Annotated in this window: 13 protein-coding genes and 1 pseudogene; 10 read left to right on the top strand and 4 right to left on the bottom strand. The window is 59.4% G+C overall.

Annotation, left to right across the window (positions count from 1 at the left end):
- Positions 1–15 precede the first annotated feature (15 nt).
- Together dtd and ACUUL3_RS09025 are read left to right on the top strand one after the other, a co-directional pair.
- Entirely contained in the window at positions 16–465 is a 450-nt protein-coding gene (gene dtd, locus ACUUL3_RS09020; protein WP_448550646.1) for a D-aminoacyl-tRNA deacylase, read from the top strand.
- Positions 466–603: 138 nt separating this feature from the next.
- Positions 604–1,311, top strand: coding sequence for a hypothetical protein (locus tag ACUUL3_RS09025; protein WP_448550647.1), 708 nt, complete (start codon positions 604–606; stop codon positions 1,309–1,311).
- Here the strand turns inward: ACUUL3_RS09025 and ACUUL3_RS09030 are convergent.
- On the bottom strand, positions 1,308–2,369 hold the full coding sequence (locus ACUUL3_RS09030; protein ID WP_448550648.1) for an HD-GYP domain-containing protein: 1,062 nt from the start codon (positions 2,367–2,369) through the stop codon (positions 1,308–1,310). The two genes, ACUUL3_RS09025 and ACUUL3_RS09030, sit on opposite strands and share 4 nt — an antisense overlap.
- Positions 2,370–2,647: 278 nt before the next feature.
- Here ACUUL3_RS09030 and ACUUL3_RS09035 point away from each other — a divergent pair, with 278 nt between their 5' ends.
- The 3 genes and pseudogenes from ACUUL3_RS09035 (at position 2,648) to ACUUL3_RS09045 (ending at position 6,560) form a co-directional block, all read left to right on the top strand.
- Positions 2,648–4,159: a nickel-dependent hydrogenase large subunit gene (locus tag ACUUL3_RS09035; RefSeq protein ID WP_448550649.1), complete on the top strand. Its 1,512-nt coding sequence runs from the start codon at positions 2,648–2,650 to the stop codon at positions 4,157–4,159.
- 30 nt (positions 4,160–4,189) lie between these two features.
- Positions 4,190–5,119: pseudogene (locus tag ACUUL3_RS09040) on the top strand (hydrogenase small subunit); the annotation flags it as partial.
- Between the two features lie 13 nt (positions 5,120–5,132).
- Positions 5,133–6,560, top strand: a complete 1,428-nt coding sequence (locus tag ACUUL3_RS09045; RefSeq protein ID WP_448550650.1) for a methyl-accepting chemotaxis protein — start codon at positions 5,133–5,135, stop codon at positions 6,558–6,560.
- Between the two features lie 7 nt (positions 6,561–6,567).
- On the opposite strand, the gene ACUUL3_RS09050 is transcribed toward ACUUL3_RS09045, so the two are convergent.
- Entirely contained in the window at positions 6,568–7,056 is a 489-nt protein-coding gene (locus ACUUL3_RS09050; protein ID WP_448550651.1) for a DciA family protein, read from the bottom strand.
- Between the two features lie 166 nt (positions 7,057–7,222).
- On the opposite strand from ACUUL3_RS09050, the gene ychF reads away from it, so the two are divergent.
- From ychF to ACUUL3_RS09070, 4 genes are all read left to right on the top strand, one after another.
- Positions 7,223–8,317, top strand: coding sequence for a redox-regulated ATPase YchF (gene ychF, locus ACUUL3_RS09055; RefSeq protein ID WP_448550652.1), 1,095 nt, complete (start codon positions 7,223–7,225; stop codon positions 8,315–8,317).
- Between the two features lie 41 nt (positions 8,318–8,358).
- The gene (locus ACUUL3_RS09060) at positions 8,359–9,243 is read left to right on the top strand and encodes a DUF4438 domain-containing protein (RefSeq protein WP_448550653.1); all 885 of its coding nucleotides are present in this window, start codon (positions 8,359–8,361) and stop codon (positions 9,241–9,243) included.
- A 92-nt stretch (positions 9,244–9,335) separates the two neighbouring features.
- Positions 9,336–9,887, top strand: a complete 552-nt coding sequence (gene pyrE / locus ACUUL3_RS09065) for an orotate phosphoribosyltransferase (protein ID WP_448550654.1) — start codon at positions 9,336–9,338, stop codon at positions 9,885–9,887.
- A gap of 14 nt (positions 9,888–9,901) precedes the next feature.
- Positions 9,902–10,072 carry a dual CXXC motif small (seleno)protein gene (locus ACUUL3_RS09070; RefSeq protein ID WP_448550655.1) on the top strand — a complete coding sequence of 57 codons (171 nt, stop codon included), beginning with the start codon at positions 9,902–9,904 and terminating at the stop codon, positions 10,070–10,072.
- Between the two features lie 3 nt (positions 10,073–10,075).
- On the opposite strand, the gene ACUUL3_RS09075 is transcribed toward ACUUL3_RS09070, so the two are convergent.
- Positions 10,076–12,064: a ribonuclease catalytic domain-containing protein gene (locus ACUUL3_RS09075; RefSeq protein WP_448550656.1), complete on the bottom strand. Its 1,989-nt coding sequence runs from the start codon at positions 12,062–12,064 to the stop codon at positions 10,076–10,078.
- A gap of 125 nt (positions 12,065–12,189) precedes the next feature.
- Positions 12,190–12,444 carry a hypothetical protein gene (locus ACUUL3_RS09080; protein WP_448550657.1) on the bottom strand — a complete coding sequence of 85 codons (255 nt, stop codon included), beginning with the start codon at positions 12,442–12,444 and terminating at the stop codon, positions 12,190–12,192.
- Between ACUUL3_RS09080 and era the strand changes: the two genes are divergently transcribed.
- Entirely contained in the window at positions 12,437–13,336 is a 900-nt protein-coding gene (gene era, locus ACUUL3_RS09085) for a GTPase Era (protein ID WP_448550658.1), read from the top strand. The genes ACUUL3_RS09080 and era overlap by 8 nt on opposite strands.
- Positions 13,337–13,379: the final 43 nt, after the last annotated feature.

Genomic DNA, 13,379 nt, shown 5'->3' on the forward strand with positions numbered 1-13,379 from the left:
AAAGGAGCAAAGCCAATGCGAGCAGTCGTGCAGCGCGTAAGCAGGGCCTCGGTGACAGTTGAAGGGCGAACCTGCGGCAGCATCGGCCCGGGTCTTCTCGTTCTCCTGGGGGTAGGGGGGACAGATACGGAAAAAGAGGCGGAACTCCTGGCGGGCAAGATCGCCAACCTGCGCATCTTCGAGGACGACAAAGGATTGATGAATCTTTCTCTCCTCGACGTTGGCGGCCAGATGCTGGTCGTCTCCCAGTTCACCCTCCTTGGCGACTGCCGCAAGGGCAGACGGCCCTCCTACTCCACGGCCGCGCCACCGGAAGAAGCGAACCGCCTCTACGAGTACTTCATCGACGAGGTACGAAAAAAACAGATTCAGGTGGAAACCGGCAGATTTCAGGCCATGATGGACGTTTCTCTTGTCAACAGCGGGCCGGTGACCCTGCTGCTGGACACGGAAAAGACCTTCTGAACAGAAGCCAAGGCTGAAAATGTTCTTACAATCAGCCCTTTACAGACATCACCCCCTCCGGCTATACTTATTTTCAACAATATCGGGCGCCGCCAACCGCGCCGAAAACGCCCTTGTCCGCCGCGAGGCCTTTGCCGCATGAAACAGCTCTGGTCCGACGATCCTCAGGTGATCCGGGAAGAACTTGTCAGAATCATTACGCAAAAAACACCGGTGATCCTCTACCAGAAAGGCCAATCACCACAGCGGACAATCCCGGCGGAAATCTTTAAGGAAGGAGAACAGACCCTCCTTCTACTGCACAAGGAAACCGCCTTTCCCATGAGCAGGGAAGCCTGCCTCCTGCTCTATCAGCCGCGGGCAGGGGCCATGATGCGTGGCTTTTCCTCCCCACCGCTCCTTGAAACCAACAGCCAGCTGGGAGTCCTGCTGCCAAGCTCGATCATCCATGTCCAACGGCGCAAACACCCCCGCTTCGTGACGAGTCCGCGCTCGGTTGCCACCTTTACCCGCCAGGGAAGCCAGTATCTCAACCACGGCGGAATAGAGAACATCTGCATCGAAGGGGCAAAGCTTGTGGGCAATTTTTCCCAGCATATCCGGAAAGGCGATGCCATCAACCCCCTGACCCTGACCCTGCGCCTCGGCTTCGGAGATTATGAGGAAAAGATCACGGCGACTGAGGCTTATGTCCGGCGGGTAAGGGATCTTGGCAACGACACCACGGAATTGGGTGTCCAGTTCATCGTTAACGGCTCGGATCTTGCCCGCCTGGAGAGCTATCTCGCCATCCGCGCCCTGGAGGAATCCGCCCCTGCCTCCCCCGACACGAGCAGCACGGCTTAAATCTTCCCCTTTGCCGCCACGCCCACCTCGCGCGATGCGCCCAGATCGTTCCCGTACTTCTCCACCACAGCCTGCCACTGCTTCTCCTGTCGAAAAAAGGCATCGACCAACCGCGGATCGAAATGACGCCCCCTTTCAGCCAGGATGATTGCCCTGGTCTCGACAAAGGAAAGCGCATCCTTATAGCATCGCTTCGAGATCAGGGCGTCCACCACATCGGCAAGGGCCATGATTCTGGCAGGCAGGGGAATCCGCTCGCCGGCAAGCCCGTCCGGATAACCGCTGCCGTCCCAGCGTTCATGATGGTACATGGCAATCTCATGGGCCAGCAGAAGAAAGGGGGCACCGGTCTCTTCGTATATCTCGCGCAGGAGATCCCCACCCAGCCTGACATGGCCCCTCATCAGCTCGAACTCCTCCCTGCTCAGCCTGCCGGGCTTGTGAAGGATGCTGTCCGGAACACCCACCTTGCCGATGTCGTGGAGCGGCGCCATCTTGGCGATTTCTTCGGCAACGGTTCTGGTCAGACCGAACTCGGGATGGTGCTCGTGAAGATCCAAGGCCAGAAGCAGGCAAAACTCGCGGACCCGATGGAGATGCGAACCGGTTTCCCCGCTCCGGTAGGCGGCAAGCTTGGCAAGGGAAAAAACGAGCTCCTCATGGCTTTCCAGCTTCAGAAGCCGCATGGCCCCTCCCAGACGGAGGTTGAGCTCGTCCGGGAAGAATGGCTTGGTGATGAAATCGTCCGCGCCAAGAGAAAGAGAGCGGACAACTGACTCCTTATCCTCGCGGGCGGTCAAGACAATGATGTATGTATAGTTGGTTTCCTGGCCCCGAATCGCCTTGATAAGATCAAAGCCATCCACGTTCGGCATCATCAGGTCGGTGACGACCAGCCTGATCTGCGGGTTTGCCAGACAGAGGTCAAGACCCTGCCGCCCATCCTCGGCCTCATGGACCTCATAACCCTGCTTTTCGAGCTGCAGCCGCAGAATCCTGCGCTGGACCGCCTCGTCCTCGACAACGAGAATTTTTGTTTTCACGGGATTGAAATTCATTGCCGCTCCAGGAAGGGGAAAAACCACCAAATCGAGACTGCACATTAGGATATCGCGCTTGGCCGGTCCGAGTAAAATTTTTTCGCGCAAAATTCTTCTTTTCCTGAAAATCACGTGGCGCCGTATCGCTGTTGCGTCTTATTGCTTGACAAAAAAACCGTGTTCACCCGATGATGTTTTTCAATGCTGCGGGCATAGCCCATCCCAATGAGATCACAGAATAAATAAGGTACGACCTGAAACGGCAGCCACGTTTTGGTCGGGAAAGGGATAGAAACATGAAGATAGACCTTGGTCCGGTAACCCGTATTGAAGGGCACCTCAACGTCCGCACCACCGTTGAAAACGGAACCGTCACCGACGCGCAGTGCATGGCGGAAATGTTCCGCGGCTTTGAAGTTTTTTTACAAAACCGCGACCCCCTCGATGCCCAACAGATCACCCAGCGCATCTGCGGGGTCTGCCCCTATGCCCATGCCATCGCCTCCTCCTATGCCCAGGAAGATGCGTACCGGCTCAACGTGCCGCCCAACGGCAGAATCCTGCACAACCTCATCCAGGGCGCAAACCACCTCTACGATTATCTCCTCCATTTTTATCAGCTTTCGGCCCTTGATTTCGTCGATGTGACCGCGATTTTGCAATATAACGGCAAGGACGGCGATCTCCTCAAGGTCAGGCAGTGGGTCAAGGCGGAACTGGACAGGAACAAGCCCTTTCCGGCCGCGCCCTTCCTTCCCCGCCTCTCGGGCAAATATATCACCGACAAAGAAATCAACATCGGGGCGTTGAAACATTACCTCGAAGCCATGGAGCTCCAGAAAAAGGCCAACCGGGCGGCCGCCATCTTCGGCGGCAAGTTTCCCCATTCCACCGGCATCTTCCCCGGCGGCTGCACCCAGGAAGCCCGCATCGACCTCATCGCCTCGTACCAGTCACTGATCAGCGAGGTGCGCCAGTTTATCCTTGACAAGTATATCCCGGATGTCGCCGCCGTGGCCGCGGCCTTTCCCGAATACTGGCATATCGGAGCCAGCAGGGGCGGCTTTCTCTCCTACGGCCTGTTGCCGCTCACCGCGGCCCGGAACAGCGAACGGCTCCTGGCCCCCGGCGCGCTCTTTGACGGGCAGATCTCGCCCGTTGACCTAAAACAGATCACCCAGGACATCAAGTACGCCAAATATTCTTCGGCCAGCAACCTCGCGATCCGCGACTCCGCCCTCACGCCGGCGCCCCACAAGGAGGGGGCCTACTCCTGGGCAAAGGCCCCGCGCTACGGCGGCAGAATGGTCGAAGTCGGGCCTGCCGCCCGCATCCTGGTGGACTATCACCAGGGTCACAATCAAACGGTCCGCACCCTGGTCGACAAATTCGCGGCAACGGCAAGAATAACGCCGGCCAACCTCAACTCCGTGCTCGGCCGCCACCTTTCCCGGGCCATCCTTGCGGCGGTTATCGCCGACTTTTTACTGGCCGAGACGGAGCGCCTGACTCCTGGCGCCCCCACCATGGCGGATATCGTCGTGCCAAAATCCGGGGAAGGCTTCGGGATTACCGAGGCCTCGCGGGGAGCGCTCCTCCATTACATCCGCATCGAAAACCACCGGATTGCCAAGTACGAGTGCGTGGTGCCGACCACCTGGAACGCCTCTCCCCGGGACGACCAGGGGCGGCCCGGCGCCATGGAGTCGGCCCTGGTCGGCACCAGGGTAAATAATGCGGAAGAACAGATCGAGTCGGTCCGCATCGTCCATTCCTTTGATCCCTGCATCGCCTGCGCGGTCCATTGAGGCGCAACCCGCCAGACCTTCACTTCAGATGACGGAGGAGTCATGCTAGACAGACGCGATTTCTTAAAAATGGCCGCCACCCTGAGCGCAGCCTTCGGGGTGCAGGGCATGCCGACGCCGGTCGCGGCGGCGCTGAACACGCTTGCCCCGGATTCCGTGCCCAAGCTTATCTATCTCCAGGGCCTTTCCTGCACCGGCTGCTCCATCTCCCTGCTGCAGGCGGAATCTCCCTCGCCACTCGCCCTGATCACCGATTATTCCCAGCTCGCCTTTCATGCCGATCTTTCCGCCATCTCCGGCAAAAAGGCCCTGGACCTCATCGAACAATACATCTCCGGCCAGGCCGGAGAGTACTTTCTGGCGGTGGAGGGGGCCATCCCTGAAAAAATCCCCGAGGCCTGCATGATAGGGCAGAAAACCTTTGCCCAGTACCTGGAAGAGGCTGCCAAAACCATGAGCGGCGCCGTGGCTGTCGGGGCCTGCGCCTGCGACGGCGGCATCCCGGCGGCCGAGGGCAATCTGACCGGCGCGATCGGCGTCAAGGAGTTCTACGGCAAACGGGGCATCAACAAGCCGGTCATCAACATCCGCGGCTGCTCGGTGCACCCCGACTGGGTCTGGCATACCATCATTCATCTGGTCAAGGTGGGGATGCCGGAACTGGTCAACGATGCGCCGAAACTCTTTTTCAACCGCAAGGTCCATGAGCTGTGCCCCCGGTATCACGACTTCCAGCAGGAAATCTTCGCAAAAAAGCTGGGGGAGAAGGGATGTCTTTTCAAACTCGGCTGTCTGGGCCCCGACACCTATGCCGACTGCCCGACCCGCTGGTGGAACGGTGGCCGCACCTGGTGCATCGACAGCAATGCCCCCTGTATCGGCTGCGCCTCGCCCAACTTTGCCCGCAAGAAGAATATCCCGTTCTACCGGATCAATGAACAGGCAGTGACAACTGCTTAACCTGGAGTCCCCCATGGCAAGAAACACTTTCGCCGAATACGCAGTCACCCCGAGGATCATGATCGCCGTGCTGGCGGTGCTCGCCGTCACCCTGCTCGGCGGCACCTTTTTCCTGAGCGGCTACGTGAAACACAAAATGACGGAATCCTACATCGAATCCGTCCATATCCTCTTCAACTCCTTTGAAGAAGGGGTAAAGGGCTCCCTGGAGCGGGGGCAGATGAAAAATTTCGAAAAACTCCTCTTCAGCCAGAAGAACATCAAGGGAGTGATCGATGTCTCGCTGTACGACAGAAAGGGCAAGGTCAACCTCTCCTCCTCCGGGGAAGCGATGGCCGGGAAAACCCTTTCCCCCGAGGTCATGCAGCTCCTTGAAGGCGAACATCAAGGCATCGAGGAGATCACTTCCGACCATATCCGCATCATCGCCCCCCAGATCGTGGACGCGGACTGCCTGCGCTGCCACCATGACTGGCAGGAGGGGGAAATCGGGGGCAGCCTTTCCCTGCTCTACGACCTGAGCACCCTCAACAGCATCATCCGCAGACTCCATCTCATTCTGGCCCTCGGCTCCATTTTTCTCCTCTTCACCACCTGCGCCATCATCTATCTGGTTATGGAGAAGACGGTGAGCCGGCCCATCAACAGCATCATCACCGATCTCACCAACAGCGCCATCATGGTGGCCTCGCTCTCCGGCCAGGCGGCCACGGGCAGCAAGTCCCTGGCCGACCACGCTTCCCAGCAGGCGGCCTCCCTTGAGCAGACCAGCGCTTCGTTGGAAGAAATCGCCTCCATGACCACCCAGAACGCCGACAACGCCGCGGCGGCCAACGATCTGATGACGGAAACCAACAGGGTCATGCGCGACGCCAATGCCGCCATGGATCAGTTGAGCAAGGCCATGGGCGAGATTTCCGCCGCCAACGAGGAAACCACCAAGATCATCAAAACCATCGATGAAATCGCCTTCCAGACCAATCTTCTCGCCTTGAATGCCGCGGTGGAAGCGGCCAGGGCCGGCGAGGCGGGCGCCGGTTTCGCCGTGGTGGCGGGCGAGGTCCGCAATCTTGCCATGCGGGCCGCCGAGGCGGCCAGGGAGACGGCCCTGCTCCTGGAGGGAACCAACGCCAAGGTGGACAACGGGGTCAAGCTTGTTCAGGTCACGGAACAATCCTTCAACCGCGCCGAGGGACAGAGCCAGAAGACCGCCCAGATCCTGGACGAAATAACCACCGCCTCGAAAGAGCAGTCCACCGGCATCACCCAGGTTGCCAAGGCCATCCAGGAACTCGACGAGGTCACCCAGCACAACGCCGCCGACGCGGACCAGGACTCGCGGATCGCCGAGGATATGAAATTTCAATCCCAGCAGTTGAACGAGTATGTGCGCAAGCTGGTCGAACTGGTGAAAGGCAAGGAGAAAGGAGCGATGGAATAAGAGGCCGCTACTCCTTTTCGGGCAGGGGCCGCTGGTGCGCTTTGATCCAGAGGGAGAGAAGCCTCCTCCGATTCTCTTCATCGGGGAGACCGGCAAGCAGACGTTCAAAATCCTTTCTCTGCTCCGGGTCAATTGGCTTGAGGGCAGGCGGCGCGGCCGGGCCGTTCTCATCCTCTTTGCCCTGGCCGAGCGTCACATCGAGCTGAAAGCGGATGTCGCTGATGGTTTCCGGACCATCGAGACTGTTGTTGATGTACTCCAGAAGCTGCTGTTTCTGCAGGTGCAGCTGCTGCATCCAGACCGAATCCGATACAGCGACCCAGAGCACGGTGCCCCGGATGACCTGGGGCGCCGCCCGCCCCGCTATTTCCCGCCCCACCACCCGCGGCCAGGTCCGAAAAATGGCATGGAGGCCGAGCCGCCTTTCCCACTGCCTTTTCTTGAAAAGCTCGGCAAGAAGGGAGTCGATGCGGGTCAATTTCTCTGTTCTGGCCATGCCTGTTGCGCCTAACTGAAGGGGATTGGGTGGTTAAATGACTTCCCAATTGTAAACAACCCTTGCCGCATTGGAAAGAAGTCATTATATAGTGCGCACAGTTTTTTCATGGTCATCACCAAGATGACCATTTTTTATTGATGAAATCGCAAGCAAGGATATTCCCATGGGTTTCCGCTGTGGCATCGTCGGCCTGCCCAATGTCGGCAAATCGACCATTTTCAACGCTCTCACTTCGGCCGGCATCGAATCGGCCAACTACCCCTTCTGCACCATCGAGCCGAACGTGGGCATGGTGCCGGTGCCGGACCCTCGCCTGGACAGGCTCGCCGAACTGGCAAGAACCAAGACCAAGGTCAACGCCCAGATGGAGTTTGTCGATATCGCCGGCCTGGTGAGCGGCGCCAGCCGCGGCGAGGGTCTGGGCAACCAGTTCCTCGGCCACATCCGGCAGGTGGATGCCATCGCCCATGTGATCCGCTGCTTTGAGGACGGCAACATCGTCCATGTGGAGGGCAGCATCGATCCCCTGCGCGACCGCGAGGTGATCAACACCGAACTGATCCTGGCCGACCTCGACACGGTGGGCAAACGCATGGCGAAAACCGCATCCCAGGCCAAGTCAGGCGACAAGACCTTCAAGGCACAGCTCGTGATCCTGGAGCAGCTCCATGCCCTCCTCGACGCCGGCAAACCGGCGCGCCTGCTGGAACTGGATGAGATGGGGCAGAAGCTGATGAGGGAGCTCTGCCTGCTCACCGCCAAGCCTGTTCTCTACGTGGCCAATGTCAGCGAGGAGGAAATCAACACCGGCAACCAGTGGGTTGATGCCCTGCGCAAGGCGGCGGATGAGGAAAACGCCACGGTGGTCATGATCTCCGGCGCCATCGAGGAGGAGCTGAGCGGGCTTGCCCCGGAAGAGCGCAAGGATTTCCTGGCCGACATGGGTCTTGCCGAACCCGGACTCAACCGGTTGATCAAGGCCGGCTACCAACTGCTGGGACTGATCAACTACTTCACGGTGGGAGAAAAGGAAACCCGGGCCTGGACCATCAAGCGCGGCACCAAGGCGCCGCAGGCGGCAGGGGTCATCCACACCGATTTCGAACGGGGGTTCATCCGGGCAGAGGTCATCTCCTACGCGGACTACATCGCCTGCGGCAGCGAGAACGCGGCCAAGGAAAAAGGGTTGTTGCGCCTGGAAGGAAAAGAGTACATTGTCCAGGATGGCGACTGCATGAACTTCCGCTTCAACGTCTGACCCCACCGTTTCTCACACGGCCCCAACCTTCAGGAGGCGTCATGATCAGAACCAACAGCGACAAACTCGTCTGCCAGTCCGTGATCGGTGAAATCACCTCTCCCCAGGGCGGCATCAACCCGTACCGTATCAACCCCGACGGTCACTCCGACGTCTATCCCGGCGTGGGCGGCATCACCTACAACCTGCGGATCGGCGACCTGGCCGGGGAGAAATTCGGCGACCATGTGGAACCCGCGGTTTCCATCAGCAACTTCACGCAGATTCAAGGGCAACCCGGCCCCAACCGCGCCCTGAACCAGTTTTCCTGCGTCGGCAACGTCGCCAGGGTCGTTTCCGGCGATGCCAAGGGCAAGACCGGCAGGGTTACCGGCAAGCACGGCGGCATCGAACATGTGCTCGTCGATTTTGAGCCGCGGGTCATGGAAAAACTCACCATCGGCGACAAAATCCAGATCAAGGCGCAGGGCTGCGGCCTGAACCTGCCGGACTATCCGGGCATCAAGGTGATGAACATGGATCCGGGCCTCATTGCGGCAATGCCCCTTAAGGAACTCAAGGGTGGCAAGCTGCAGGTGCCGGTGACCCATCAGGTGCCGGCCAGGATCATGGGCTCCGGCATCGGCGCCAGCCACAGCCACAGCGGCGATTACGACATCCAGCTTTTCGATGCCCCCACCGTGCGGGAGTATGGTCTGGACGACCTGCGGCTGGGCGATTTCGTCGCCATCCTGGATGCGGACGCCACCTACGGCCGCATCTACAAAACCGGCGGCGTGGTCATCGGCATCGTCGTGCACGCAAGCTGCGTCCTGGCCGGACACGGCCCCGGGGTGATGGTCGCCATGACCTCAAGGGAAGGGCTGCTGGTGCCGAAAATCACCGCCAAGGCAAACCTGACCACCTATTTCAAACAGATGAAGTGAGCCGTCACCGCCTCCGCGCCCGAAAGGACGCGGAGGCGCCGTGGAAAGAGTTCGCAGGCAACAACAATAACCAGAAGACAAAGGACCGTTCCGTGAGCGAAAAAGAACAACTCAAGAAACTGCTGCTGGCCAAATCCTACCGGCATGGGAAATTCAAGCTTTCCTCGGGCAAGGAATCCGATTTTTACATCGACGGCAAACAGACCACCCTTTCCGCGGAAGGGGCCTACCTGTGCGGCAGGCTGATCTTTGAGGTCATCCGCGACAACGCGGAAAAGATCGATGCGGTGGGCGGCATGACCCTCGGCGCCGACCCCCTGGTCACGGCGGTCTCGCTGGTAAGTCATCTTGAAAAGGCGCCGATCCCGGCCTTTATCGTCAGAAAGGAATCCAAGGGGCACGGGACCGAGCAGTACATCGAGGGACTCGGCAACATGCCGGCAGGCGGCACCGTGGCCCTGCTGGAAGACGTGGTGACCACCGGCGGCACTCTGCTCAAGGTCATCGAGCGGGTGGAAGCGCAGGGTTTCAAGGTCGGCCTGGTGGTGACCGTGGTGGACCGCCTGGAAGGCGGCGCCGAGGCTTTGGCGGCCAGGGGCTACAAGCTCGAATCCATTTTCACCAGACACACCCTCCTGCAGTAAATCAGAGGCAGACCATGCAGTGCAAGAAATGCAAAGGAAAGCTGGAAGTGGCCCGCGCATGCCGGCGAGTCCGCATGCGCTGCAACCGATGCGGCCAGGAATACCAGATCCACGAAGTGGCGGACCAGCTGGATGCGGAAACCGAGGAGATCCTCTCCCGCTGGACCTGCGTCATCTACGACTGAGCCCTACCATTCAAGGCGGATAAGGCCGTCCAGGGGATCAACCCGGCCGACCCGCACCGAAACCATATCTCCCGCCTTGGCGGCCACGCCCTGGCTGGAAGGCATGTCCACATCGAGAAGACAGTCCTCAAGAATCAGGGTGACCCGCTTGGGTCCCTTGTTCAGGAGCAGCGCTCTCACCCTGCCGCCGGTCTTTCCTTCCAGATATCTGAGCAGCCAGTAACGGTGCCGCACCCGGCGCACCTGATTCACCCGGGCGAGGACGGTGTTGATATCTCCGGCAATGCCGGCCAGCTCATCGGCATTGAACCGGGCGCCCCTGCCCGACAGCAGGGCGTGGAGCTGATGCTGCATGACCAGATCGAGGAACCTGCGGATGGGTGAGGTGATGGTGGTGTACTGCATAACCCCCACCCCGCTGTGCGGCTTGGGATGGACAAGCAGCTCGCCGGGCTTGAGCTGCTTCCGCTGTCTGAGCACGGAAAAAAGATCCTTTTCCGTCGCCCCCACCAGGCGCTGATGCGGTTCGCCCTGGGCCCGAAACAGGCCCGGGGCCTGCCGATCGGCGACAAATTGAGCGGCCAGGGCATTGGCCAGCACCATGAATTCCGCCACCAGGCTGCGGGAGGGGGTATCCACCGGAGAGAGAGTCACGGCGACCCTGCCGTCCACCCCCACGCCGATATTGACATCTGGCACCGGCAAAAGCAAAGCGCCGCGTTCGATGCGCCGCTGCTTGAGCTGCTCGCTGAGACGAAAGAAATCACGCAGCTCCCGGTCCTTTTCCATGAGTCCGTCCGCCTCGGGGTAGCTGAGCTGACGCCTGACCTCGACAACGCTCGGGACGATCTCGAAATCAACCACCTCACCCCGGGGGGTAAGCTCGGCCAGGACGCTGAGGGCGGCCCGTGCCCTGCCGGCAATCAGGCTGCAAACCCCTTCGGAGAGCTCGCTGGGCAGCATGGGAATCTGGGTCTCGGGAAAATAGAGGGAGGTCATCCGCCGGGCCGCTTCCCGGTAAACCGGATCCTCGGGCTTCACATAGTGGGCGACATCGGAGATATGGATGCCCACGAGAAAATTGTCTCCCTTGCGCGCGATATGCAGGGCATCGTCATAATCCCGCGTTGTCTCTCCGTCGATGGTGAGCAACGGCAATTCGCGCAGATCACGACGTCCTTTCACGAGAAGCTCGACAGGGTCCGGCTCGGGGATGCGGGCCGGAGAAAGCACATCCTCTGCAAAGGCGACCGGGATCCCGTAGCGCAGCAGGGCCACGTTTTCATCCTCCCGCCAAATCCCGGCCTTGATCAGGAGATGATACACATCATGGGGGCCGGTGAGCCCGGACTTCTTGAGGAGCTCCCTGGCAATGGCCCCGTCCGGCGCCTCATTGCCGAAGAGATAGTAGTCGCGGAGCAGGACAAGGCAAAGGTCCCGTTCCGGCCAGTCCGGGAGCGGCTGCCCCTCCCAGAGCCGTTTGAGACCTGAGGCGCCGGTGACCATCAGGGCTTCCTGCTGTTTTTCCTTTTCCTGCCTGAGACGAAGCTGCTCAACAACTTCGGGCGCATGGGCGAGAATCCGCCCCTCCTTGTACTTGAAATAAAGGCGGTCGACAAAGATGCAGCGCAGAAAGGCGGCAACCTGATCATCATCGGCATCCCCGCCAAAGGCCAGGCCGGCGAGAAATTCGGGAGTAAAGCTGCCGCCCTCCTCCTCGCTGGCAAGTTGCCAGATCTCTTCCAGGGCAATCCGGCCCATCATGGCCTCCCTGGACTGGTCGGCCTCCCTGAGCAGGCGGATCTGTTCGTCCCGGCCGAGGGTTGCGGGCTGTCTTTTGCTTGAGCAATGGAGCAGGCGCGAGAGGGGCAGATTCACCTCCCTGCCGTTCTGGTTGATGAGACGCAAACGTTTGTTGCTTTCATCCACCACCACGGCACAGACGAATTTGCCCTGCTCCATGTACTCGATGATATTTCCTGGCAAGGTCATGGGGTACTCTCTAAACAAAAAAAGCGCCCCGAAAACCAAGCGAAAATACACGTTGGGGGTTCGGACTGCGCACATTGGATCGATAAAAAAGAATGAGCAAGGTATACTAAGTATTGCCGGGTTTGTCACCCTTTTCCAAAGCCCGCCGCCAGGCGCAGGGACATCGCGCCGCCATGCCGGATCGCTCTTTTCGACAAGGAGGGATGCGGAAATTGATAAATACTGTTATGAATGCGCTGCACCTTGGATGATATATCAGAAATGGATGGGAATGGGATCATCGGCGCCGATGGTTTCGATAACGCAAAAAACTCCCGCTCCCTGCCGGGCGCGGTACTGCTTACGCCTTCTGCCAACACCAGGAAACCACCAATGAACAACTCCCCTCATCCGGTAACATCCGGCATCGTCGCCCTGATCGGTCCGCCAAACGTCGGTAAATCCACCTTGCTGAACAGTCTGCTCGGCCAAAAAATTTCCATCGTCTCGCCCAAGCCCCAGACGACCCGGAACCGCATTCTCGGCATCGTCAACGGCGACACCTACCAGATCGTCGTCCTGGACACGCCCGGGATCCACAAGGCAAGAAGCCCCCTGAACCGTGAACTGGTAAGAATCGCCCTGGATTCCCTGGCCGAAGTCGATGCCATTGTTTTCATGGTGGACGTCACCATGCCTCTGCCCGGCAAAAGCGACACCCCCACCGAATGCCTCAAGGGGGTGACGCAACCGGTGCTGCTCCTCATGAACAAGGTCGATCTCGTTGACAAGGAAAAACTCCTGCCCATGATCGCCGCCTACCGGGAGCTTTACCCCTTCCACGCCATCCTGCCCGTTTCGGCCGGCAAAGGAGACGGAACCGATCTTCTCATCGAGGAGTTGTGCAAGATTCTTCCGGTGGGCCCCCGCCTCTATCCCGAGGACATTCCCACCGATGCCACAGAACGGTTCATCGTCGCCGAGATCATCCGGGAAAAAATTTTCCTGCAGACCGGCCAGGAGGTCCCCTATTCCACGGCGGTGACCATTGAAAGCTTCAAGGAAAACCCGCTGAAAAATCTGGTGACAATCCATGCCACCATCCATGTGGAAAAGGACTCCCAGAAAGGGATCATCATCGGCAAGGGAGGCACCAGGCTGCAGCAGATAGGACACGCCGCCCGCCTCGACATCGAAGCGCTCCTTGACCAGAAGGTACTGCTCAAACTCTGGGTCAAAGTGCAGAAGGATTGGAGCAAGAATCCCCGTTTTTTAAAGGAACTGGGATTTTAAACACAAAAAAGGCCGACTCTCGCGAATCGGCCCTGGTGGTTTT

This window comes from Thiovibrio sp. JS02 (assembly GCF_053485635.1).

Coding starts and splice junctions, on each gene's coding strand:
- ACUUL3_RS09035 (WP_448550649.1), top strand. CDS start 2,648: ATGAAGATAGACCTTGGTCCGGTAACCCGTATTGAAGGGCACCTCAAC.
- ychF (WP_448550652.1), top strand. CDS start 7,223: ATGGGTTTCCGCTGTGGCATCGTCGGCCTGCCCAATGTCGGCAAATCG.
- ACUUL3_RS09045 (WP_448550650.1), top strand. CDS start 5,133: ATGGCAAGAAACACTTTCGCCGAATACGCAGTCACCCCGAGGATCATG.
- ACUUL3_RS09025 (WP_448550647.1), top strand. CDS start 604: ATGAAACAGCTCTGGTCCGACGATCCTCAGGTGATCCGGGAAGAACTT.
- dtd (WP_448550646.1), top strand. CDS start 16: ATGCGAGCAGTCGTGCAGCGCGTAAGCAGGGCCTCGGTGACAGTTGAA.
- ACUUL3_RS09070 (WP_448550655.1), top strand. CDS start 9,902: ATGCAGTGCAAGAAATGCAAAGGAAAGCTGGAAGTGGCCCGCGCATGC.
- ACUUL3_RS09075 (WP_448550656.1), bottom strand. CDS start 12,064: ATGACCTTGCCAGGAAATATCATCGAGTACATGGAGCAGGGCAAATTC.
- ACUUL3_RS09060 (WP_448550653.1), top strand. CDS start 8,359: ATGATCAGAACCAACAGCGACAAACTCGTCTGCCAGTCCGTGATCGGT.
- ACUUL3_RS09050 (WP_448550651.1), bottom strand. CDS start 7,056: ATGGCCAGAACAGAGAAATTGACCCGCATCGACTCCCTTCTTGCCGAG.
- ACUUL3_RS09030 (WP_448550648.1), bottom strand. CDS start 2,369: ATGAATTTCAATCCCGTGAAAACAAAAATTCTCGTTGTCGAGGACGAG.
- era (WP_448550658.1), top strand. CDS start 12,437: ATGAACAACTCCCCTCATCCGGTAACATCCGGCATCGTCGCCCTGATC.